Genomic DNA, 18,251 nt, shown 5'->3' on the forward strand with positions numbered 1-18,251 from the left:
CGGCGCGCCGCCGGTCCCGCTCTCTGCCAAGCTCGCCGCCTCAGTCCCCCACCGTGCAGGAGGCACCGTGCGCGCCGCCCAGATCGCCACCCTCGACGGCCCCTCGGCCATCTCGGTCGTCGACGTCCCCGAGCCCGACGCGGACGGCGGGGTGCTGGTCGACGTGCACGTCGCGGGGGTCACCTTCCCCGAGGTGCTGCTCAGCCGGGGCCAGTACCAGGTCAAGCCCGAGCTGCCGTTCGTCCCCGGCAGCGAGGTCGCCGGGACCGTGCGCAGCGCCCCCGAGGGCAGCGGCCTGCAGCCCGGCCAGCGGGTGGCCGCCTTCCCCGGCTTCGGCGGCTTCGCCGAGGTGGCCGCGGCCGACCCCGGCTTCGTCTTCCCCCTGCCCGACGGCGTGACCTTCGAGCAGGGCGCGGCGCTGCCGATGAACTACCTGACCATGCTCTTCGCGCTGCGCCGCCGCGGCCGGCTGCAGGAGGGCGAGACCGTGCTGGTGCACGGCGCCGCCGGCGGCCTCGGGACGGCGGGGATCCAGCTGGCCAAGGCGTACGGCGCGCGCGTGCTCGCCGTGGTGTCGAGCGAGGCCAAGGGCGAGACCGCGCGGGCCGCCGGCGCCGACGAGGTCGTGCTCGCCGACGGCTTCCGCGACCGGGTCAGGGAGCTCACCGACGGCCGGGGCGTCGACCTGGTCGCCGACCCGGTCGGCGGCGACCGCTTCACCGACTCGCTGCGCAGCCTCGCGCGGGAGGGCCGGCTGCTGGTCCTCGGCTTCACCGGCGGGGAGATCCCCACGGTGAAGGTCAACCGGCTGCTGCTCAACAACGTGTCGGTCGTCGGCGTCGGCTGGGGCGCGTTCTGGTTGGGCGAGCCCGGCTACGTGCAGGAGCAGTGGACCGAGCTGCTGCCGCTGCTCGAGCGCGGCGCCCTGGAACCCGTCATCGGCTCGGTGCACGACCTCGCCGACGCCGCGGCCGCGGTCACCGAGCTCGACGAGCGCCGGGCCAGCGGCAAGGTGCTGCTGCGCGTCCGCTGACGGAGGCCCACCCTTCCCCCACGCCTCGTGAAAGGACCCCGTCCTCCCCACCCCTCGCAAGCTCGGGGCGGTGCCCCGGACGGGGCCAGCGGGCCCCTGAAGGGTGGCCGATCAGCCGACTCTCGGCCCGCGCCAGCGCAGCACCTCCAGCGCCGCGGCGACGCCGACCACGTTGTCCGCCAGCGGGCGCGGCAGCAGCTCGTCGGCGCGGGCCAGCCGGCGCAGCACCGTGTTGCGGTGGGTGTAGAGCCGTTCGGCGGTGCGCGAGGTGCTGCCCAGCTCGCGGACGTAGGTCAGCACCGCGTGCCGGGTGTCGGCGTCGGCGTCCAGCAGGTCCCCCAGGGTGTCGGCGAGGAAGTCGTCGGCCTGCGTCGGCTCGGCCGTGAGCAGGGCGACCAGCTGCACGTCCTCGTAGCGGGCCACCTGCTGCGGGGAGGTCAACCGGGCGACCATGCGCTGGGTGGTGGCGGCGTCCAGGTGGCTGCGGCGGAACCCGTCGACGTCCCGGCCGGGCCGGCCCACCGCCACCCGGACGTCGGGGTGCGCGGCGAGCTCGCCGGCCAGCTGTCCCGCGTGCGGCGCGCTCGCCACCGGCAGCCACAGCCACAGCGCCGCGGCACTGGCCACGACGGTCAGCCGGTGCGCGGCCCCGCCGGCCCGGACGACGGCCTCCGCCGCGGCCTCCAGCTGCTCGAAGGCCACCCCTGCCCCGCTCCACACGATCGCGGCGGTGTGCGGGCCGGCCAGGCCGTAGCCGAGCTGGGCCTCGGCGCGGGCGCGGCCGATGGGCGCGCCCTCGAGCAGCAGCGTGACCGCGGCGCGGCGCTCGGCGTGCGCGCCGCGGGTGAGCTCGTCGCGCTCGGCCCGCATCCGCTCCGAGGTGGCCGCGACGGTGTCCTCGATGAAGGTGGCGATGGACAGCGCGGAGACGTCGAGCAGCTCCCGCAGCTCGGCGGGGTCGGAGGTCAGCTCGAAGCAGATCTGCATCCACCGCCGCCAGGCCACGCCCTGCGCGGCGCGGTAGGCGTCCAGGGCCGACTCGTCCAGGCCCCGCCGGACCAGGTCGCGGGCCGCCTCCAGCGACTCCGGGCCGGTGTTGGCCGGGACCCGGCGTCCCGGGTGCTGCACGTTGGCCGCCGCCCAGTGCAGCAGGTTGGCCAGGTTGGCCCGCCGGGTCACGGCGGCGAGCACCGGGTCCTCGGCGACCGGCCGCATCCGCGGCCCGCCCAGGGCGGCCGCGTGCAGCGTCTCGACCCACGCGTCGTGGGGGTCGAGCGCCACCTCGGCGCCACGCCGGAAGAGCTCCCGCCCCCGTGGTGACAGCTCCGGCCAGCGAACCTCTGCAGCACCGCGCACCACCGGGCGAGCATCCTGGTGCACTGTGCAATGGCGCAAGGCCGCGACGGCACGGAGAGTCGGACGGGTGACCACTCCGCAGCCGCCGGTCGAGCACCTCGACGTCCTCGTCGTCGGGGCCGGGATCTCCGGCATCGGGGCCGGGCGGTACCTGAGGACCGAGCTGCCGGCGAAGAGCTTCGCGATCCTGGAGGCCCGCACGGCCTCCGGCGGCACCTGGGACCTCTTCCGCTACCCCGGCATCCGCTCGGACTCCGACCTGCACACCTTCGGCTACGACTTCAAGCCGTGGCGGGACGAGCAGTCGATCGCCGACGCGCCGCGGATCCTCGCCTACCTGCGCGAGACGATCACCGAGAACGGCCTGGACGCCGCCATCCGGTACTCCCACCGGGTGCTGGCGGCCTCGTGGTCGACCGCCGACGCCCGCTGGACCGTCCACGTGGAGCGCACCGACACCGGCGAGCGGCTGCAGCTGTCGGCGAACTGGCTGTTCTGCGCCGGTGGCTACTACCGCTACGACGAGGGCCACACCCCGGTGTTCGCCGGCCGGGAGCGCTTCCGCGGCCCGATCGTGCACCCGCAGGCCTGGCCCGAGGACCTCGACCACGCCGGCAAGCGGGTGCTCGTGATCGGCAGCGGCGCCACAGCGGTCACCCTGGTGCCGGCCCTGGCCGAGACCGCCGCGCACGTGACGATGCTGCAGCGGACGCCGTCCTACGTCCTGCCCGTCCCGCGCCACGACGCGCTCGCCAACCGGCTGCGGGCGCTGCTCGGCGAGGACCGCGCCTACGCCCTGACCCGGCGCAAGAACATCGCCCGCGGCATCGGCATCTGGCGGTTCTGCCAGAAGTACCCCAGGGCGGCCCGCAGGCTGATCCGCTGGGTCAACACCAAGCAGCTGCCCGAGGGCTTCGACGTCGACACCCACTTCAACCCGCCCTACGACCCGTGGGACCAGCGGCTGTGCGCCGTCCCCGACGGCGACCTGTTCCGCGCCATCCGCAGGGGTACGGCCGACGTCGTCACCGACCGGATCGAGACCTTCACCGAGGACGGCGTGCTGCTGGCGTCCGGCCGCGAGCTCGAGGCCGACGTCATCGTCACCGCCACGGGGCTGAACGTGCAGGCCATCGGCGGCATCTCGCTGACCGTCGACGGCGAGCCGGTGCACCTGCCCGACACGGTCACCTACAAGGGGATGATGCTCTCCGGTGTCCCCAACTTCGTGATCGCCATCGGCTACACGAACTCCTCCTGGACGCTGAAGATCGGCCTGCTCTGCGAGCATTTCTGCCGGCTGCTGGCGCACATGGACGCGCATGGGTACGACGTCGCGCGCCCCGAGCCGAGCGACCCGGACATGCCGACCCGACCCTTCCTCGATTTCGCGGCCGGCTACATCCAGCGCGCGGTCGACCGGTTGCCCCGCCAGGGCGACCGGATGCCGTGGCTGACGTCGACGAGCTACGCGGCCGACGTCAAGCTGCTGCGCGCCGACAGCGTCACCGACCCCGAGCTGCACCTGTCCCGCTCCGCCGACCGCGCGGCGGTGACGGCATGACGGCGACCGCGGAGGACACCGACCGGTTCGTCGACCTGCCCGCCGGCCCGCGGCTGTGCTGCCGGGTCGACGGCCCGGACGACGGGACGCCGCTGCTGCTGATCGCCGGCCTGGGCCTGGACCTCACCTCCTGGCCGCAGCGGATGGTCGGGGGCTTCGCCGAGCGCGGCTTCCGGGTCGTCCGCTTTGACAACCGCGACGCCGGCCGGTCCTCGCGGATCGCCGCGCCGCCGCCCGGGCGGGTGCGCCAGCTGCTGGCCCGACCGCGGCCGGACGCCTACGACCTCACCGACATGGCCGCCGACACCGTGGGCCTGCTCGACGCCCTGGGTGTCGAGCGGGTCCACCTGCTGGGCATGTCGATGGGCGGGATGATCGCCCAGGCCGTCGCCGCGCGGCACCCGGCGCGGGTGCTCAGCCTGACGTCGGTCTTCTCCACGACCGGGGACCGGCGGGTCGGCCAGCCGGCCCGCTCGACGCTGCTGCGGCTGGCGAAGGCCCCGGCGCGCACCGTCGAGGAGTCCGTGGAGCGGCACCTGGCGATGCTCGGGCACCTCGGCTCGGCGACCTTCCCGCCCGACGAGGAGGTCGAGCGGGCCTGGGCGACCGCGGTGTGGGACCGCGGCGGCGGCGCCCGCTCCGGTGCACCGGTGGGCCGGCAGATCGGCGCCATCCAGGCCTCCGGCGACCGGACGCCGGACCTGGCCCGGATCACCGCACCGACGCTGGTGGTCCACGGCGACCGCGACCTGATGGTGCACCCGACCGGCGGGCGGGCCACCGCCGCCGCGATCCCCGGCGCCCGGCACGTCGAGGTCGCCGGCATGGCGCACCACCTGGCCCCCGGCGTCGTCGACCGCCTCGTCGAGCTCACCACCGACCTGGCCCGGACCACCTCAGGAGAGACCCGATGAGCAGCGTGCGCGGCAAGGTCGCCGTCGTGACCGGCGCCGGTTCCGGCATCGGCCGGCAGCTGGCCCTCGAACTGGCGAAGCGCGGCGCGCGGCTGGCGCTGTCCGACGTCGACGAGCCGGGCCTGGGCGAGTCCGCCGACCGGGCCCGGGCGCTGGGGGCGGAGGTGCGCACCGCCCGGGTCGACGTCAGCGACCGCGCCGCCGTCGAGGCGTACGCGGCCGCGGTGGCGGAGCACTTCGGCGTCGTCCACCAGGTCTACAACAACGCTGGTGTCGCCGGCGGGAGCACCGTGCTCGACAGCACCTGGGCCGACTACGACCGGGTGCTGTCGATCAATCTGTTCGGCGTCGTCCACGGCACCAAGGCGTTCCTGCCGCACCTCGTCGCCTCCGGCGACGGCCACGTCGTCAACGTCTCCAGTCTCAACGGGATCATGGGCCAGGGCGGCATGACGGCGTACTGCACCAGCAAGTTCGGCGTCCGCGGCTTCACCGAGAGCCTGCGGGCGGAGCTGCTGGCCGCGGGGCACCCGGTGCAGGTCAGCGTGGTCCACCCCGGCGGGGTGCGGACCAACATCGCCACGGCGGCGTTGGAGCACGCGAAGGCCCAGGGCCAGCAGGTCACCGCGGCCGACGAGGCCCGCCACCGTCGGTACAACGAGCAGCTGCTGCGGATGCCCCCGGAGCAGGCCGCGCGGATCGTCCTCGACGGGGTGGAGGCCGGCCGGCCCCGCATCCTGGTGGGCAACGACGCCAAGGCCGTCGACCTGCTGGTCCGGCTGGTGCCGCGGCTGTACCCGGTGCTGGTCGCCCGCGCGGAGCGCCGCTTCTCCGGCGGCGCCTGACATGCTCCCGGACGGCGGCGGGTCCCGACGGTCACGGCCGGCCGGGGTCCGGCACGCGGGCGACGTCGGCCCCGCCCCCCGCCGACGGGTACCGGTCGAAGGCGGCGAGGTCGGCCAGCTGGAGGGTCCGGGCGACGTCGCTCGGTGACACGACGCCGACGACCCGGCCGCCGTCCAGGACGACCGCGCGGCCGTCGCTGCACCCCTCCATGCGCGGCAGCAGCTCGGTCAGCGGCTCGCCGGGCCGGGCGACCGGGATCTCCGGCGGCGGGCAGGCGATATCCCGGAGCCGCGTCGTGGTCCGGGCCGCGGGCGGGACGGAGCGCAGCCGGTTGAGCGTCACGAGGCCGACGAGTGCGCCGTCGCGGTCGACGAGCGGATAGGTGCTGAAACGCCGCACCAGGGCCACCTCGTGCAGGAAGCGCTCGACGCTCAGGTCGGGGTCGGCGACCAGTGCGGGGCTGCTCATGACCGCGTCGACGGCCAGGCCGCCCAGTCGGCCGGAGACCTGGGCGTGCTGCTCCTCGGCCGTCGCGGCGTTGACGAGGAACAGCCCGACGAGCGCGAGCCAGAGCCCGCCGAACCCCCGGCCGGTGACCAGTTGCAGGAAGCCCAGGGCGATGAGGGCGAAGCCGAAGAACCGGCCCGCCCGCGCCGCGGTCACCGCCGAGGACCACGCGTCGCCGCGGAGCCGCCACAGGAGCGCGCGCAGCAGCCGCCCACCGTCGAGCGGGGCGGCCGGGACCAGGTTGAAGACGGCGAGCACCACGTTGATGCCGGCGAGGTACTCCAGGACGGCCACCGGCAGCCCGTCGGCCCCCGCGACCCGCGCCAGCATCGCCGCTGCGCCGAAGAGCACCCCGAGCACCAGGCTGGTGAGGGGGCCGACGCCGGCGATGCGGAACTCCGCCCCCGGCGTCCGGGCTCCTCCCCTCAGCCGGGCCACGCCCCCCAGCAGCCACAGGGTGATGCCCTCGACCTCGACCCCGTTGCGGCGGGCCACGAGGGCGTGGGCCAGCTCGTGCGCCAACAGTGAGGCGAGGAAGGCGAGGGCGGCCGCCAACGCGGCGACGACGTACGCGGCAGCGCCGCGGCCGGGCAGCACCAGGGGGAACCGGCCGAACGCCAGTCCCCCGGCGATGATCAGGACGATCACGAGGACACTGGCGTTCACGCCGACGCGGATGCCGGCGATCCGGCCCAGGCCGAAGGTCTCCCTCACGTTCTCCTCCTCGGTGACGATGCCGCTGGGAGGTCCATGCGGACTCCAGTGGCCCCACCATCAGCGGTGACACCGGACGAGCCCGGTGACAGGCTCCCGCCCACTCATCTCTACGAACCAGGAGGACCCTGATGGCCTTCCGCGGCATGATGGCGCGCCTGGGCTCCGGCGGCGCCCGCGTCGAGACCGTCCTCGACCGGCCGGAGACGACCCCGGGCGGTGCCGTCACCGGCACCGTGCACGTCGTCGGTGGCAACGTGGCCCAGGACGTCACGGAGGTGCGCGTCGCGCTGCAGGCCACCGTGGAGGTCGAGAGCGGTGACTCCTCGTGGCGTGAGGAGGCCACGTTCGGCACCGCCGCGGTCGCCGGCGCGGGGCGGCTCGAGCCGGGCCAGCGGTCCCAGGTCCCGTTCAGCCTGCCGGTGCCGTGGCAGTGCCCGATCACCGCGATCGACGGGTGGCACCTGCGCGGGATGCGCGTCGGCCTGCGCACCCGGGTCGATCTCCCGGGCTCGGTCGACCCCGGCGACCTCGACCCGGTGACCGTGCTGCCGCTGCCCGTGCAACGCACGGTGCTGCACGCGCTCGACGGCCTGGGCTTCGCCTTCCGCGGCGCCGACGTGGAGAAGGGCCGCATCCGCGGCAGCGAGCTGCCCTTCTACCAGGAGGTCGAGTTCGCCCCGCCGTCCGGACTGCGCGGCCGGGTCAACGAACTCGAGGTCACCTTCCTCGCCGACCCGCAGGGCGTGGACGTCGTTCTGGAGGTCGACCGGCGCGGCGGGCTGCTCAGCGAGGGGCGGGACGTCGGCGGCCGGCTCCGGCTGGGCCACGCCGACACCGACGTCCGCGCCGTGGCCGCGCAGCTCGACGCCGCCGTCCGCCAGCTCGGTGCGCGCCGCGGCTGGTTCTGAACCGGGCGGGCTCGCAGAGGTCGGCCTGCGGCGGGCCACGCCGTGGTGCTCACCGGGCCGGTGGGCCGGGACGACCACACCCCGGTCGCGCCTGCGCCGTCCTCCGCTACGGCAGGGGGCACCTGCGCCACCCGCCGCCTCCTCGTGAGCTGCAGCCACGAGATGACGATCCGGTCACACAACGGGCCGGAGTCGAGGGCGCCCCGGTGAGCCCGGGCAGGAGAGGGGGCGAGCGGGCCGAGACGGGCCCGACCGGTCGAGAGGAGACCTCTTCGTGCGTGCATTCAGACGCCGGCCGCTGGCCGAATCCACGTCGGCCGCCGTCCTGGCACTGGCCGGCACCGCCCTGCTGCTGTCCGGCTGCGGTGACACCGAACCGGCCCCGACGCTGTCCGACGATCCCGCCGAGGTCGATGGGGGTGCCGTCGGCCCGGACGTGCGGCTCACCGACGACGTGGGGCTGCAGCAGGTGCAGCTCGAGTGGCCGCCGGACGGGGTGTACGGGCCCGGTGAGGACGCGCGGCTGTTCATGGCGGTCACCAACACCGGCGGCGACCCGGTGACGCTGACCGACATCAGCGGGCCCGACTTCGGCGGGGTCCGGGCCGGGACCGCGGAGGGCCAGGGGCTGCCGCTCACCGTGGACGCGGAGGACACCCTCTACGTCGGCGCCGAGGGCCCGCCCGAGGTCACCCTGCTCGACCTCGGCCGCGAACTGCGCTCGTCGCAGTCCATCCCGGTCACCTTCACCTTCGCCGAGGCCGGCAAGGTGACCGTCGACGTGCCGGTATCGGCGGAGGGACAGACGCCGGCACCGCCGTTCGACTTCCCGGACGACGACCCCGACCAGGACCCGACCGAGGACGGCACGGGGAGCCCCGCCACGAGTTGAGTCCCCGGCGGCCGCGGCGCGGCGGGCCGACCTGCGGCGACCCATTGGCCCCGCCCGACCGGCCCCGGGCCCGGCCGCGCTTGTGCCGGTCGGTGCGCCCTCCTAGCCTCCAGCCCCGTGACCCCCGTCACCGTGCAGGCCGAGGCCAGGAGGCTGCGATGAAGAAGCTCATCAACGACCCCGCGGACGTCGTCGCCGAGGCGTTGCGTGGCGTGGCCGCGGCGCACCCCGAGCTGCGGGTCGACCACGAGAACCGCGTCGTCCTCCGCGGCGACGCCCCCGTGCAGGGCAAGGTCGGCCTGGTCTCCGGCGGCGGCTCGGGGCACGAGCCGATGCACGCCGGGTTCGTGGGGATGGGGATGCTGGACGCGGCCTGCGCCGGGGAGGTGTTCACCTCGCCGGTCCCCGACCAGGTGGTGGCGGCCACCCGCGGCGTCGACGGCGGCGCCGGGGTCCTGCACATCGTGAAGAACTACACCGGCGACGTCATGAACTTCGAGATGGCGGCGGAGCTGGTGGCCGCCGAGTCCGACACCGAGGTCGTCGCGGTGGTCACCGACGACGACGTGGCCGTCCAGGACAGCCTCTACACCGCCGGACGGCGCGGCGTGGGCGTGACCGTCCTCGTCGAGAAGCTCGCCGGTGCCGCGGCCGAGGAGGGCCGGCCGCTGGCCGAGGTCGCCGACATCGCGAAGCGGGTCAACGGCAACGGCCGCAGCATGGGCATGGCGCTCACCTCCGGCACCGTCCCCGCCGCCGGCCGGCCGACCTTCGACCTGCCGGACGACGAGATGGAGATCGGCATCGGCATCCACGGGGAGCCCGGCCGTCGCCGCGTCCCGCTGGCGCCCGCGCGGGAGGTCGCCGAGATGCTGCTCGAGCCCGTCCTCACCGACCTCGACATGACCGGCGGCGACGGGGTGATCGCCTTCGTCAACGGCATGGGCGGCACGCCGCTGCTCGAGCTCTACCTGATGTACGCCGAGGTGGTCGCGGTGCTGGAGAAGGCCGGCGTCGGTGTGGCCCGCAACCTCGTCGGCTCGTACATGACCAGCCTCGACATGGCCGGCTGCTCGGTGACCCTGCTCAAGGCCGACGACGAGCTGCTGCGGCTGTGGGACGCCCCCGTGCGCACCCCGTCCCTGCGCTGGGGCGCATGAGCGCCGTCGACGCCGCCGCGCTCACCGCCTGGGTCCGGGAGTTCGCCCGGCTGGCGCACGAGCAGCGCGACGCGCTCACCCGGCTCGACGCGGCCATCGGCGACGCCGACCACGGCGCCAACCTCGACCGCGGCCTCACCGCGGTCGTCGCCGCCCTCGAGGCCCAGCCCGCCGACGACCCCGCCGCCGTGCTCAAGACGGTCGCGACGACCCTGATCAAGACGGTCGGCGGCGCGAGCGGCCCGCTGTACGGCACGTTCTTCCTCCGCGCCGCGGGCGCCCTCGACGGGGACGACGGCCGCGCGCTGGCCACCGCGGTGCGCGCCGGCTACGACGGCGTCGTCGCGCGGGGCAAGGCCGAGCGCGGGGACAAGACGATGCTCGACGCGCTCGGCCCGGCTTGCGACGCGCTCGACGAGGCCGTGGCGGCCGGCGAGTCGCTGGACGACGCCCTGCGCGCCGCGGCGGCAGCGGCCGCGGCCGGACGCGACGCCACCGAGCCGCTGGTCGCCCGCAAGGGCCGGGCCAGCTACCTCGGCGAGCGCAGCGCCGGCCACGTGGACCCCGGCGCGGCCTCGGCGACGCTGCTGGTCGAGGCCGCCGCCACCGCGCTGGCCGGCAGGGGCTGACCGGTGCCGGTCGGGCTGGTGGTGGTGTCGCACAGCCGCGCCCTCGCCGACGCCGCGGTCGAGCTCGCGCGCGGCATGCTGCCCGGCCGGGACCTCGCCGTCGGGGTGGCGGCCGGGGACGTCGACGGCGGCCTGGGCACCGACGCGACGGCGATCGCGGACGCGGTCACCGCGGCCGACAGCGGGGACGGCGTCGTCGTCCTCATGGACCTCGGCAGCGCCGTCCTCTCCGCGGAGACCGCCCTGGAGCTGCTCGACGACGACCTGCGGGAGCGGGTCGTCCTCTCGCCCGCGCCGCTGGTCGAGGGCCTCGTCGGCGCCGCGGTCACCGCGGCCTCGGGCGCCGGCCGGGCGCGGGTCGCCGCCGAGGCGCTACGCGGCCTGGCGCCCAAGCAGGCCCACCTGTCCGGCTGAAAGAGGACCCCCTTGCCCCCCGCCCCTCGCTAGCTCGCGGCGGGACCCTGCAAGGGGGCCGGAGTCCTTCTTCAATCCCGGATCGGCCGCTCGGCGCTCGACCGGCGGGGAGCGGGGATGGGCTCCTGGAGACGGAGGACCTCCAGGTGCCGCTCGTACTGGTCGAGGACGTCGTCGATGAGTTGCGTGTGGGTGTAGCCCAGGACGTCGTAGCCCGGCGCTGCCTCCCCCACCTGGACCTCCAGCCGCGAGTACGTGTCCTCGTCCGCCCGCACCGGACGCCCGTGGCCGGGGATCCGTACCGACCGCAGCCGGAGCCGGTAGCAGAACGGGTGATCGCCACCGGGGTCCACGGTGAGTTCGGCATCCCCCTCGACCAGGTCGTCGGCCGACCGCCGCACCTGCGCGTCGATGCCCTGGCCGCGCAGCTCCCCGGCGACCTCCCGGAGCACCGGCACCGCCACCGCCCCGAGGTAGTCCTCGGCGGAGTCCTCACCGGAGTACGCCATGGCCCGCCTCCGCCGCTCCCGCCGGCCGGACGGCCGGCGCCCGTCCACAGCCGCGCTGGGCACCCGGCCCGACCGGCCAGGGCGGACCGGCCGGTGGGCGGCCGCCCGGAGGGACTCCAGCCGCAGCGACCGGTGGAGGCCGACCATGACCAGCACCATCACGAACGCGAACGGCAGCCCCATGATGATCGTGGCGTTCTGCAGCGCGGGGACACCGCCCACGATGAGCATCGCGGCGGTGAGCAGCCCGGTCGCGACCGCCCAGAAGATGCGCAGGCCCGGGCCGGCGTCGTCCTTGGGCCGGCGCAGGTGGGCGGACAGGTTGGCCATCACCAGGGCGCCGGAGTCCGCCGAGGTGACGTAGAAGAGCAGGCCGACGAAGGTCGCGACCGCGCCGACGAACGGGAAGGCCGGGTAGTCCATGAGGAGGGTGTAGAAGCCCCGTTCCGGGGTGTTCATGGCCAGCTCCCCGAAGGCCGCGTCCCCGCCGCGCACCCGGTCGATGGCACTGTTGCCGAAGATGGAGATCCACATGACGATGTAGCTGAACGGGATGATCATCGTCCCGGCCACGAACTGGCGGATGGTCCGGCCGCGGGAGATGCGGGCGAGGAACAGGCCGACGAAGGCCGCCCACGCGGTCCACCAGGCCCAGAAGAACAACGTCCAGGCGTTCAGCCACTCGACCGGGCGGTCGAAGGCAAAGGTCTGCATCGTCAGGCTCGGGAAGCTGCTGACGAAGTCCCCGATGTTGAGGACCAGCCCGTTGAGCAGGAAGGTCGTCCTCCCCGCGAGGAGGACGAAGACGGCCAGGCCGATGGCCAGCAGGACGTTCAACTGCGAGAGCCGCTTGATCCCCCGGTCGACCCCGCTCACCGCCGACACCGTCGCGGCCGCGACGGCGAGGACGATGAGCCCGATCTGCGCCGCACGCCCCTCGGGGATGCCGAAGAGCACCTCCAGGCCGAAGTTGAGCTGGACGACGCCGATGCCCAGCGACGTGGCCACCCCGAAGATCGTCCCCAGGATCGCGGCCAGGTCGACGCCGTGCCCCAGGGCGCCGTGGATCCGCTTGCCGAAGACGGGGTAGAGCGCCGAGCGGATGGCCAAGGGCAGGTTCCGCCGGTAGGCGGCGTAGGCCAGCGCCATCCCCATCAGCGCGTACATCCCCCACCCGGTGATGCCGTAGTGGAAGAGCGTCCACACCGTCGCCTCGCGCGCCGCTGCCACGGTCTCGCCCTCGCCGACCGGCGGGGCGAGGTACTGCGTCACCGGCTCGGCGACCGCGAAGAACATCAGGTCGGTGCCGATGCCGGCGGCGAAGAGCATGGCGGCCCAGGCGAAGGTGCTGTACTGGGGCGTCGAGCGCTCGGGCCCCAGCTTGATCCTGCCGTAGCGGGAGATGCCGAGGAACAGCACGAAGACCAGGACGGCGGTCGCGAACAGGATGTAGAACCAGCCGAACCACTCCGACGTCCAGCCCACCAGCGCGCCGATGGCGTCCGCGGCCGCGGCGGGGGCGATCATCGCCCAGACAGCGATCAGCACGACACCGGTCGCTGCGCCGTAGAAGACCGGGCCCTTGAGCCGGGCGGGCGGCTCGGGGTGGGTGGAGGCCTCCGGGGAGGCCGCTCGTTCACTCATCAAGGAACTCCAGGGCAGGTCGTGCTGCGGGACGGACGGAGCGGCGGACGGCGGCCTGACGTCGAGGACGTCACCTGCTCGTCACCGAGGACTGGACGGCATCTTCTCCCGACGAACGGCAGTCGGGCCAACAGAGGACGTCCGGGCCCACCGTCCGGCGCCCACTCCGGAGCGGTCGAGGCCCGGACCGGCCACTGCCCGGGACGGCCGGGGCGCCACCGCGTCCGGCGATCCGCCGCGGACGGTCGGCCCCGGCTGCCACCATGTCGCCGTGCTGTTCGCCGACGTCGTCGCCGCCTCCGCCGCGGTCGCGGCCACCCGCTCGCGCACGGCGAAGGCCGCGGCCATCGCCGGCCTGCTGCGCCGGGCGGACGGCGACGAGGTGCGGGCGGCGACGGCGTGGCTGGCCGGCGAACCCCTGCAGGGCCGGACCGGCGTCGGCTGGCGCACCCTCACCCGGCTCGCTCACCACCCGGCCGGGCAGCCGCGGCTCACCGTCGCCGACGTCGACCGCGCCCTGACCGAGCTGGCCGGCACCACCGGCCCCGGGTCGGCGGCCCGGAGGGAGGCGGTCCTCGAGCAGCTGTTCACCGGCGCCACCGCCGACGAGCAGCGCTTCCTCGTCCGGCTGCTCACCGGCGAGCTGCGGCAGGGCGCGCTGGAGGGCGTGGTCCTCGACGCGATCGCCGCCGCGGCCGACGTCCCTGCGCCGGCCGTCCGCCGCGCCTTCATGCTCTCGGGCAGGCTGCCGGAGACCGCCGCGACCGCCCTCGCCGGCGGTACGGGGGCGCTGGGGGCCGTGCACCTGCGGGTCGGCCGGCCGGTGCGGCCGATGTTGGCCAGCCCCGGCTCCTCGCTCGACGCCGCGCTCGCCGACCTCGGCGCGGACGTCACGGTCGAGACCAAGTTGGACGGCGCGCGCATCCAGGTGCACCGCGACGGCGACGTCGTCCGCGTCTGGACCCGCACCCTGCGCGAGGTGACCGACGGCGTACCCGAGCTGGTCGCGCAGGTCCGGTCGCTGCCGTGCCGCGCCGCCGTCCTCGACGGCGAGACCCTCGCGCTGGACGACGACGGCCGGCCGCGCGCCTTCCAGGACACGATGAGCCGCTTCGGCAGTGACGAGCCGGACCCCGCCGTCGTCCTCAGCCCGTTCTTCTTCGACCTGCTGCACCTCGACGGCCGCGACCTGCTCGACGAGCCGCTGGCGGTCCGCCTCGACGCGCTGGCGGAGCTGCTGGCCGGCGAGGCGCACGCCGCGCTGCGGATGCCCGGCGTCCGCGGGCCCACCGCCGAGCAGGCGGCCGAGGTGCTCGACGGCGCGCTGGCCGCCGGGCACGAGGGCGTGGTGGTCAAGGCGCTCGACGCGCCCTACGCCGCCGGCCGGCGCGGGCGGGCGTGGCAGAAGGTCAAGCCGGTGCACACCCTGGACCTCGTGGTACTCGGCGCGGAGTGGGGGTACGGCCGGCGGTCCGGGAAGCTGTCGAACATCCACCTCGGCGCCCGCGACCCCGACGGCGGGGAGCCGGTGATGGTCGGCAAGACCTTCAAGGGGATGACCGACGAGCTGCTCGACTGGCAGACGCAGACCTTCCCGGAGCTGGCCCGTGAGCAGCACGAGTGGGGGGTGCTGCTGAAACCGGAGCTGGTCGTCGAGATCGCCCTGGACGGCACCCAGCGCAGTCCCCGCTACCCCGGCGGCCTCGCGCTGCGGTTCGCCCGCGTGCTGCGCTACCGGCCGGACAAGTCGCCGGCCGAGGCCGACACGCTCGACGCCGTGCGCGCGCTGCTCGCCGGCGGCTGAGTGCAGCAGCTCAGGCGGGGACGGCGGGGGCGTCCCAGTCGACGGAGTGCGCCCGCACCCAGGCGTTCGGGTCCCGGCGGCGCAGCACGAACGGCATGAGCAGGTCGCGGGCGACCCGGCCGACGGCGGGGGGCGACTTCGCGCTGCTGGTGCGGAAACCCTGCGCGACCACCCGCTCCGCCCGCGCGCGGCGCAGTCCCTCGAACGCCTGCAGCGCCGCGGGGAGCGGCAGGTCGCGCAGGCAGCGGGCCAGGACGACGGCGTCCTCGACGGCGAGCGAGGAGCCCTGGCCGGCCGCGGGCGAGGTGGCGTGCGCGGCGTCCCCGATCAGCACCACGCGCCCCGCGGACCACCGGCGCACGGTCGGGACGTCGTACGTCGTCCAGCCGCGCAGCGGGCCCGGCGTGGCCTCGACCAGCCCGAGGACCGGCGACCGGTCACCGCGGTGCAGCTCGGAGAGCAGAGCGCGCCACGCCGCGTCCGAGGTGCCCGCCACCTCGCCGGCCGCCGGTTCGCGGGTCCGCGGCGGGTTGGCGAACCACCAGGTCCCCCCGGACGGCGCCACGAGGTACCCGGCGAACGACCGACGGCCGAACACCATCGTCAGCCGGCCCACCTCGGCACCGGGCGGGACGTGCTCGGAGTACCCCGCGGTGTTGAGCACCGGGACGAAGCGGGGCGCCGCGGCACCGGGGTCGAGCAGCGCCCGGACGGTGGAGCGGACGCCGTCTGCACCGACCAGGAGGTCGGCGTCCTCGGCTGTGCCGTCGGCGAAGACGGCCGTCACCGCGGCGGCGGTGGAACGGACGTCGGCCAGCCGGGAGCCGTAGCGCACCTCCACGCCGCGGCGCAGCGCCTCCGCGTGCAGCGCCCGGTAGAGGTCCGAGCGCCGCATCGACAGGCCGACGCTCCCGCCGGGGCCCGACGTGGGGAGGGCGCCGAGCACCTTGCCCGTCCAGCTGCGGAACTCGATGACCGGCGTCTCGAAGCCCACGTCGGCGACCGCCCGCTCGGCGCCGATCGCCCGCAGCGCGTCGAGCCCGTTGACCTGCAGGCCCAGCCACGCGCCGACGTCGCCCGCCGGGCCGGCGTGCGCCTCGTGGACGGTGGCCTCGATGCCGGCCCGCTGCAGGGCCATCGCCGCGACGGGCCCGGCCACCCCGCCCCCGACGACGATCGCTCGGGTCATCCCGGCCCCCTCCCCCGCGTCGTCCGGTCCCGCGAGGGCATCTCCCCACAGGCCGGCGCCGGATGCCACCCCTGCGCGCCCGGCGGGGCGCGATCGACCACCGTTCCCGGACGCTCTCCCGCTGCCCACCATGCGGGCAGGGGCGGAGCATCCCGGCAGACACACCCGCTCCGGCTCCCGTGCCGCTCGCCGTCCGCTACCGCCCGGACGGGCCCCCGACCGACGCCGATCCGCTCGACGGCGTCCGGGCCCGGCTCGCGGGGGGCCGGACGCCGGCCCGCGCCGGCCAGCTCCCCAGCGCCACGACCGTCCCCAGGACGGCGACCGCGCCCAGCAACGCCACGCACGCCGGCCACCCGGCCGACGCGAACAGCGGCGCCGGGGCGATCGCGCCGACACCCCCGCCGGCGTAGTAGCAGGTCAGGTACAGCCCGACCGCGCTCGAGCGGGCCGCGCCCCCACTGGCCGCGGCCTGCGCGGTGGCGCACGCCTGAGCGGCGAACACACCGGTGCACGCCCCGGCGAGTCCGGCGACGACGGCCGCGGTGGACGGCGCGAGGGTGAGCGCCAGTCCGGCCAGCACGAGCCCCGTGGCGAGGACGAGCACCGCCCGGCGGCCTGCCCGCGACACCAGCCGGCCGGTCAGCGGCGTGACGACCACGGCGACGAGGAACACCGCGAACACCGCCCCGACCTGCGCGGTGCCCAGCCCGAACGGCGGCCCGGACAGGTGCAGCCCGGCGTAGGTGAAGGCCCCGACCTGCACGAACAACACCGCGGCGCCCAGGGCGCAGGTGGCCAGCAGCCGCCCGTCGCGCAGGTGGCCGCCGATGCCGCGCAGGCCGCCGAGCACACCGGGCGTCGGCGCGAACCGCCGCTCCCGCGGCAGCCACACCGCCACACCGCCGAGCACGACCAGCAGCACCAGTGCCAGCGCCGCGAACGACGCCCGCCAGCCGGACGCATCCGCGACCGCGCCGGAGAGGAACCGGCCGAGGAAGCCGCCGAACGCCGTCCCCGAGACGTAGAGGCCGTTCACGGCGGCCGACCGGGAGGCGGGCACCTCCTCGGCCACGTAGGCGACCGCGACCGCGAACACGAACGGGACGGCCAGGCCCTGCGCCGCCCGCGCGGCCAGCAGCACGGCGAAGCCGGGAGCGAGCGCGCAGGCCGCCGTCGCCGCGGCCAGCACGGCGATCGCCGTGAGCATCACGCGCTTGCGGCCGAGCCGGTCCGACACCGCCCCGGCGAACGGCGCGGCGACCGCGACCCCCACCGCCGTGGCACTCACCGTCCACGCGGCGGCGGTCGCGGCGACGCCCAGCTCGGCGGCGAGCGACGGCAGCAGCGGCTGGGTCGCGTAGATCGTCAGCAGCGCCGACAGACCCAGCAGGAAGACCGCCGTGTCCGTCCCTCGCGGTGTGCGCATCGCGCCCACCGCACCACAGGGAGGCGAGGGGCGGAACCCGGGGTCCGGCCGCCGTGGCGGGAGCGCGGTCAGGCCCCCGATCGGGCCGCGGCCGCCCGTACGGCCGGCGTGCCGGCGAGTTCCAGCTGCGCCATCGCCTGCTCGTAGCACTCGTGCAGCAGGACCAGCCGGCCGACCAGCCGGTCCACCCAGGCGGCCGAGGTGCTGACCGGGGTGGGCTCCAGCATCAGGGACCAGAAGAGCCGGTCGACGTCCCGGCCGCAGGCGTGCTCGCGCCACTCCGCCGGGGACGGGTGGTATCCGAGAGCGGCCGTGAAGCGCCGGGAGACCAACGCCCGGAGCTCGCGGACGGCCGCGTCGTGGACGGCGGCGGCGTGCCCGTCCGCCCCGCCCGGCCGGCGCCCGGGGCGGCGCTGTCGCCGGGGCGTGCCCGCCGGCCTGGGGACCACCAGGCCGATGGCGCGGCCGAGCAGCGGCGTCAGCAGGAACCGGTCGCCGTCCGACAGCCGGTCGTTGGCGTGCCGCAGGACCGCGGCCAGTTCGCCGTCCACGCACGCCGGGTGATCGCTGAACGGCTCGCCGGCCAGCAGGGCGGTGTACTCCAGGAAGCACGCCCCGCGCGCCGGGCCGCGGTGCCTGCCCCGGCTGAGCACCGGCATGGCCGCAGGCTGCTGGGACACCGCCACCGCCTCCTCCACCGGCCGTGCCGACGCACCTGGCCCGGGACGCCCCGAGC

The 18,251-nt window shown here is 75.7% G+C and carries 16 protein-coding genes; 10 read left to right on the plus strand and 6 right to left on the minus strand.

Annotation, left to right across the window (positions count from 1 at the left end; all coding sequences use genetic code 11):
• The first annotated feature begins 67 nt into the window (after positions 1–67).
• Positions 68–1,033: an NADPH:quinone oxidoreductase family protein gene (locus BLW63_RS00920; protein WP_091150502.1), complete on the plus strand. Its 966-nt coding sequence runs from the start codon at positions 68–70 to the stop codon at positions 1,031–1,033.
• A gap of 111 nt (positions 1,034–1,144) precedes the next feature.
• Here the strand turns inward: BLW63_RS00920 and BLW63_RS00925 are convergent, their stop codons facing one another.
• The gene (locus BLW63_RS00925) at positions 1,145–2,314 is read right to left on the minus strand and encodes a PucR family transcriptional regulator (RefSeq protein WP_244522269.1); all 1,170 of its coding nucleotides are present in this window, start codon (positions 2,312–2,314) and stop codon (positions 1,145–1,147) included.
• A gap of 142 nt (positions 2,315–2,456) precedes the next feature.
• On the opposite strand from BLW63_RS00925, the gene BLW63_RS00930 reads away from it, so the two are divergent.
• The 3 genes from BLW63_RS00930 to BLW63_RS00940 are packed head-to-tail and all read left to right on the plus strand — an operon-like array spanning position 2,457 to position 5,712.
• A complete protein-coding gene (locus BLW63_RS00930; protein WP_091150505.1) occupies positions 2,457–3,953 on the plus strand; it encodes a flavin-containing monooxygenase in 1,497 nt (498 codons plus the stop codon).
• Complete coding sequence (locus BLW63_RS00935) at positions 3,950–4,867, plus strand: alpha/beta fold hydrolase (protein ID WP_091150507.1); 918 nt, start codon at positions 3,950–3,952, stop codon at positions 4,865–4,867. Before BLW63_RS00930 ends, BLW63_RS00935 begins: the two co-directional genes overlap by 4 nt.
• On the plus strand, positions 4,864–5,712 hold the full coding sequence (locus tag BLW63_RS00940; protein ID WP_091150509.1) for an SDR family NAD(P)-dependent oxidoreductase: 849 nt from the start codon (positions 4,864–4,866) through the stop codon (positions 5,710–5,712). Before BLW63_RS00935 ends, BLW63_RS00940 begins: the two co-directional genes overlap by 4 nt.
• A gap of 31 nt (positions 5,713–5,743) precedes the next feature.
• Here the strand turns inward: BLW63_RS00940 and BLW63_RS00945 are convergent, their stop codons facing one another.
• On the minus strand, positions 5,744–6,934 hold the full coding sequence (locus tag BLW63_RS00945) for a site-2 protease family protein (protein WP_091150511.1): 1,191 nt from the start codon (positions 6,932–6,934) through the stop codon (positions 5,744–5,746).
• 131 nt (positions 6,935–7,065) lie between these two features.
• Here BLW63_RS00945 and BLW63_RS00950 point away from each other — a divergent pair, with 131 nt between their 5' ends.
• From BLW63_RS00950 to dhaM, 5 genes are all read left to right on the plus strand, one after another.
• A complete protein-coding gene (locus tag BLW63_RS00950; RefSeq protein ID WP_091150513.1) occupies positions 7,066–7,845 on the plus strand; it encodes a sporulation protein in 780 nt (259 codons plus the stop codon).
• A gap of 274 nt (positions 7,846–8,119) precedes the next feature.
• On the plus strand, positions 8,120–8,737 hold the full coding sequence (locus BLW63_RS00955) for a copper chaperone PCu(A)C domain-containing protein (RefSeq protein ID WP_091150516.1): 618 nt from the start codon (positions 8,120–8,122) through the stop codon (positions 8,735–8,737).
• A 158-nt stretch (positions 8,738–8,895) separates the two neighbouring features.
• A complete protein-coding gene (dhaK, locus tag BLW63_RS00960) occupies positions 8,896–9,897 on the plus strand; it encodes a dihydroxyacetone kinase subunit DhaK (protein WP_091150518.1) in 1,002 nt (333 codons plus the stop codon).
• Positions 9,894–10,526 carry a dihydroxyacetone kinase subunit DhaL gene (gene dhaL / locus BLW63_RS00965; protein WP_091151141.1) on the plus strand — a complete coding sequence of 211 codons (633 nt, stop codon included), beginning with the start codon at positions 9,894–9,896 and terminating at the stop codon, positions 10,524–10,526. Before dhaK ends, dhaL begins: the two co-directional genes overlap by 4 nt.
• Positions 10,527–10,529: 3 nt before the next feature.
• Positions 10,530–10,940, plus strand: coding sequence for a dihydroxyacetone kinase phosphoryl donor subunit DhaM (gene dhaM, locus BLW63_RS00970; protein ID WP_091150520.1), 411 nt, complete (start codon positions 10,530–10,532; stop codon positions 10,938–10,940).
• A gap of 71 nt (positions 10,941–11,011) precedes the next feature.
• Here the strand turns inward: dhaM and betT are convergent, their stop codons facing one another.
• Complete coding sequence (betT, locus tag BLW63_RS00975) at positions 11,012–13,093, minus strand: choline BCCT transporter BetT (protein WP_091150522.1); 2,082 nt, start codon at positions 13,091–13,093, stop codon at positions 11,012–11,014.
• A gap of 271 nt (positions 13,094–13,364) precedes the next feature.
• On the opposite strand from betT, the gene BLW63_RS00980 reads away from it, so the two are divergent.
• Positions 13,365–14,897, plus strand: a complete 1,533-nt coding sequence (locus tag BLW63_RS00980; RefSeq protein ID WP_091150524.1) for an ATP-dependent DNA ligase — start codon at positions 13,365–13,367, stop codon at positions 14,895–14,897.
• Between the two features lie 10 nt (positions 14,898–14,907).
• Here BLW63_RS00980 and BLW63_RS00985 read toward each other — a convergent pair whose 3' ends face one another.
• From BLW63_RS00985 to BLW63_RS00995, 3 genes are all read right to left on the minus strand, one after another.
• The gene (locus BLW63_RS00985; protein ID WP_091150526.1) at positions 14,908–16,086 is read right to left on the minus strand and encodes an FAD-dependent oxidoreductase; all 1,179 of its coding nucleotides are present in this window, start codon (positions 16,084–16,086) and stop codon (positions 14,908–14,910) included.
• Between the two features lie 196 nt (positions 16,087–16,282).
• Positions 16,283–17,515 (minus strand): MFS transporter, encoded by a 1,233-nt coding sequence (locus tag BLW63_RS00990; protein ID WP_091150528.1) that lies wholly within the window; start codon positions 17,513–17,515, stop codon positions 16,283–16,285.
• A 68-nt stretch (positions 17,516–17,583) separates the two neighbouring features.
• Positions 17,584–18,195 (minus strand): hypothetical protein, encoded by a 612-nt coding sequence (locus tag BLW63_RS00995; protein WP_139263449.1) that lies wholly within the window; start codon positions 18,193–18,195, stop codon positions 17,584–17,586.
• Positions 18,196–18,251: the final 56 nt, after the last annotated feature.

Source organism: Geodermatophilus africanus, from assembly GCF_900107105.1.
Classification (GTDB): Bacteria; Actinomycetota; Actinomycetes; order Mycobacteriales; family Geodermatophilaceae; genus Geodermatophilus; species Geodermatophilus africanus.

What these genes read in the sequence shown, in the direction of transcription:
- dhaL (WP_091151141.1), top strand. Translation starts at nt 9,894, where the DNA reads ATGAGCGCCGTCGACGCCGCCGCGCTCACCGCCTGGGTCCGGGAGTTC.
- BLW63_RS00985 (WP_091150526.1), bottom strand. Translation starts at nt 16,086, where the DNA reads ATGACCCGAGCGATCGTCGTCGGGGGCGGGGTGGCCGGGCCCGTCGCG.
- BLW63_RS00935 (WP_091150507.1), top strand. Translation starts at nt 3,950, where the DNA reads ATGACGGCGACCGCGGAGGACACCGACCGGTTCGTCGACCTGCCCGCC.
- betT (WP_091150522.1), bottom strand. Translation starts at nt 13,093, where the DNA reads ATGAGTGAACGAGCGGCCTCCCCGGAGGCCTCCACCCACCCCGAGCCG.
- BLW63_RS00940 (WP_091150509.1), top strand. Translation starts at nt 4,864, where the DNA reads ATGAGCAGCGTGCGCGGCAAGGTCGCCGTCGTGACCGGCGCCGGTTCC.
- BLW63_RS00990 (WP_091150528.1), bottom strand. Translation starts at nt 17,515, where the DNA reads ATGCGCACACCGCGAGGGACGGACACGGCGGTCTTCCTGCTGGGTCTG.
- BLW63_RS00950 (WP_091150513.1), top strand. Translation starts at nt 7,066, where the DNA reads ATGGCCTTCCGCGGCATGATGGCGCGCCTGGGCTCCGGCGGCGCCCGC.
- dhaK (WP_091150518.1), top strand. Translation starts at nt 8,896, where the DNA reads ATGAAGAAGCTCATCAACGACCCCGCGGACGTCGTCGCCGAGGCGTTG.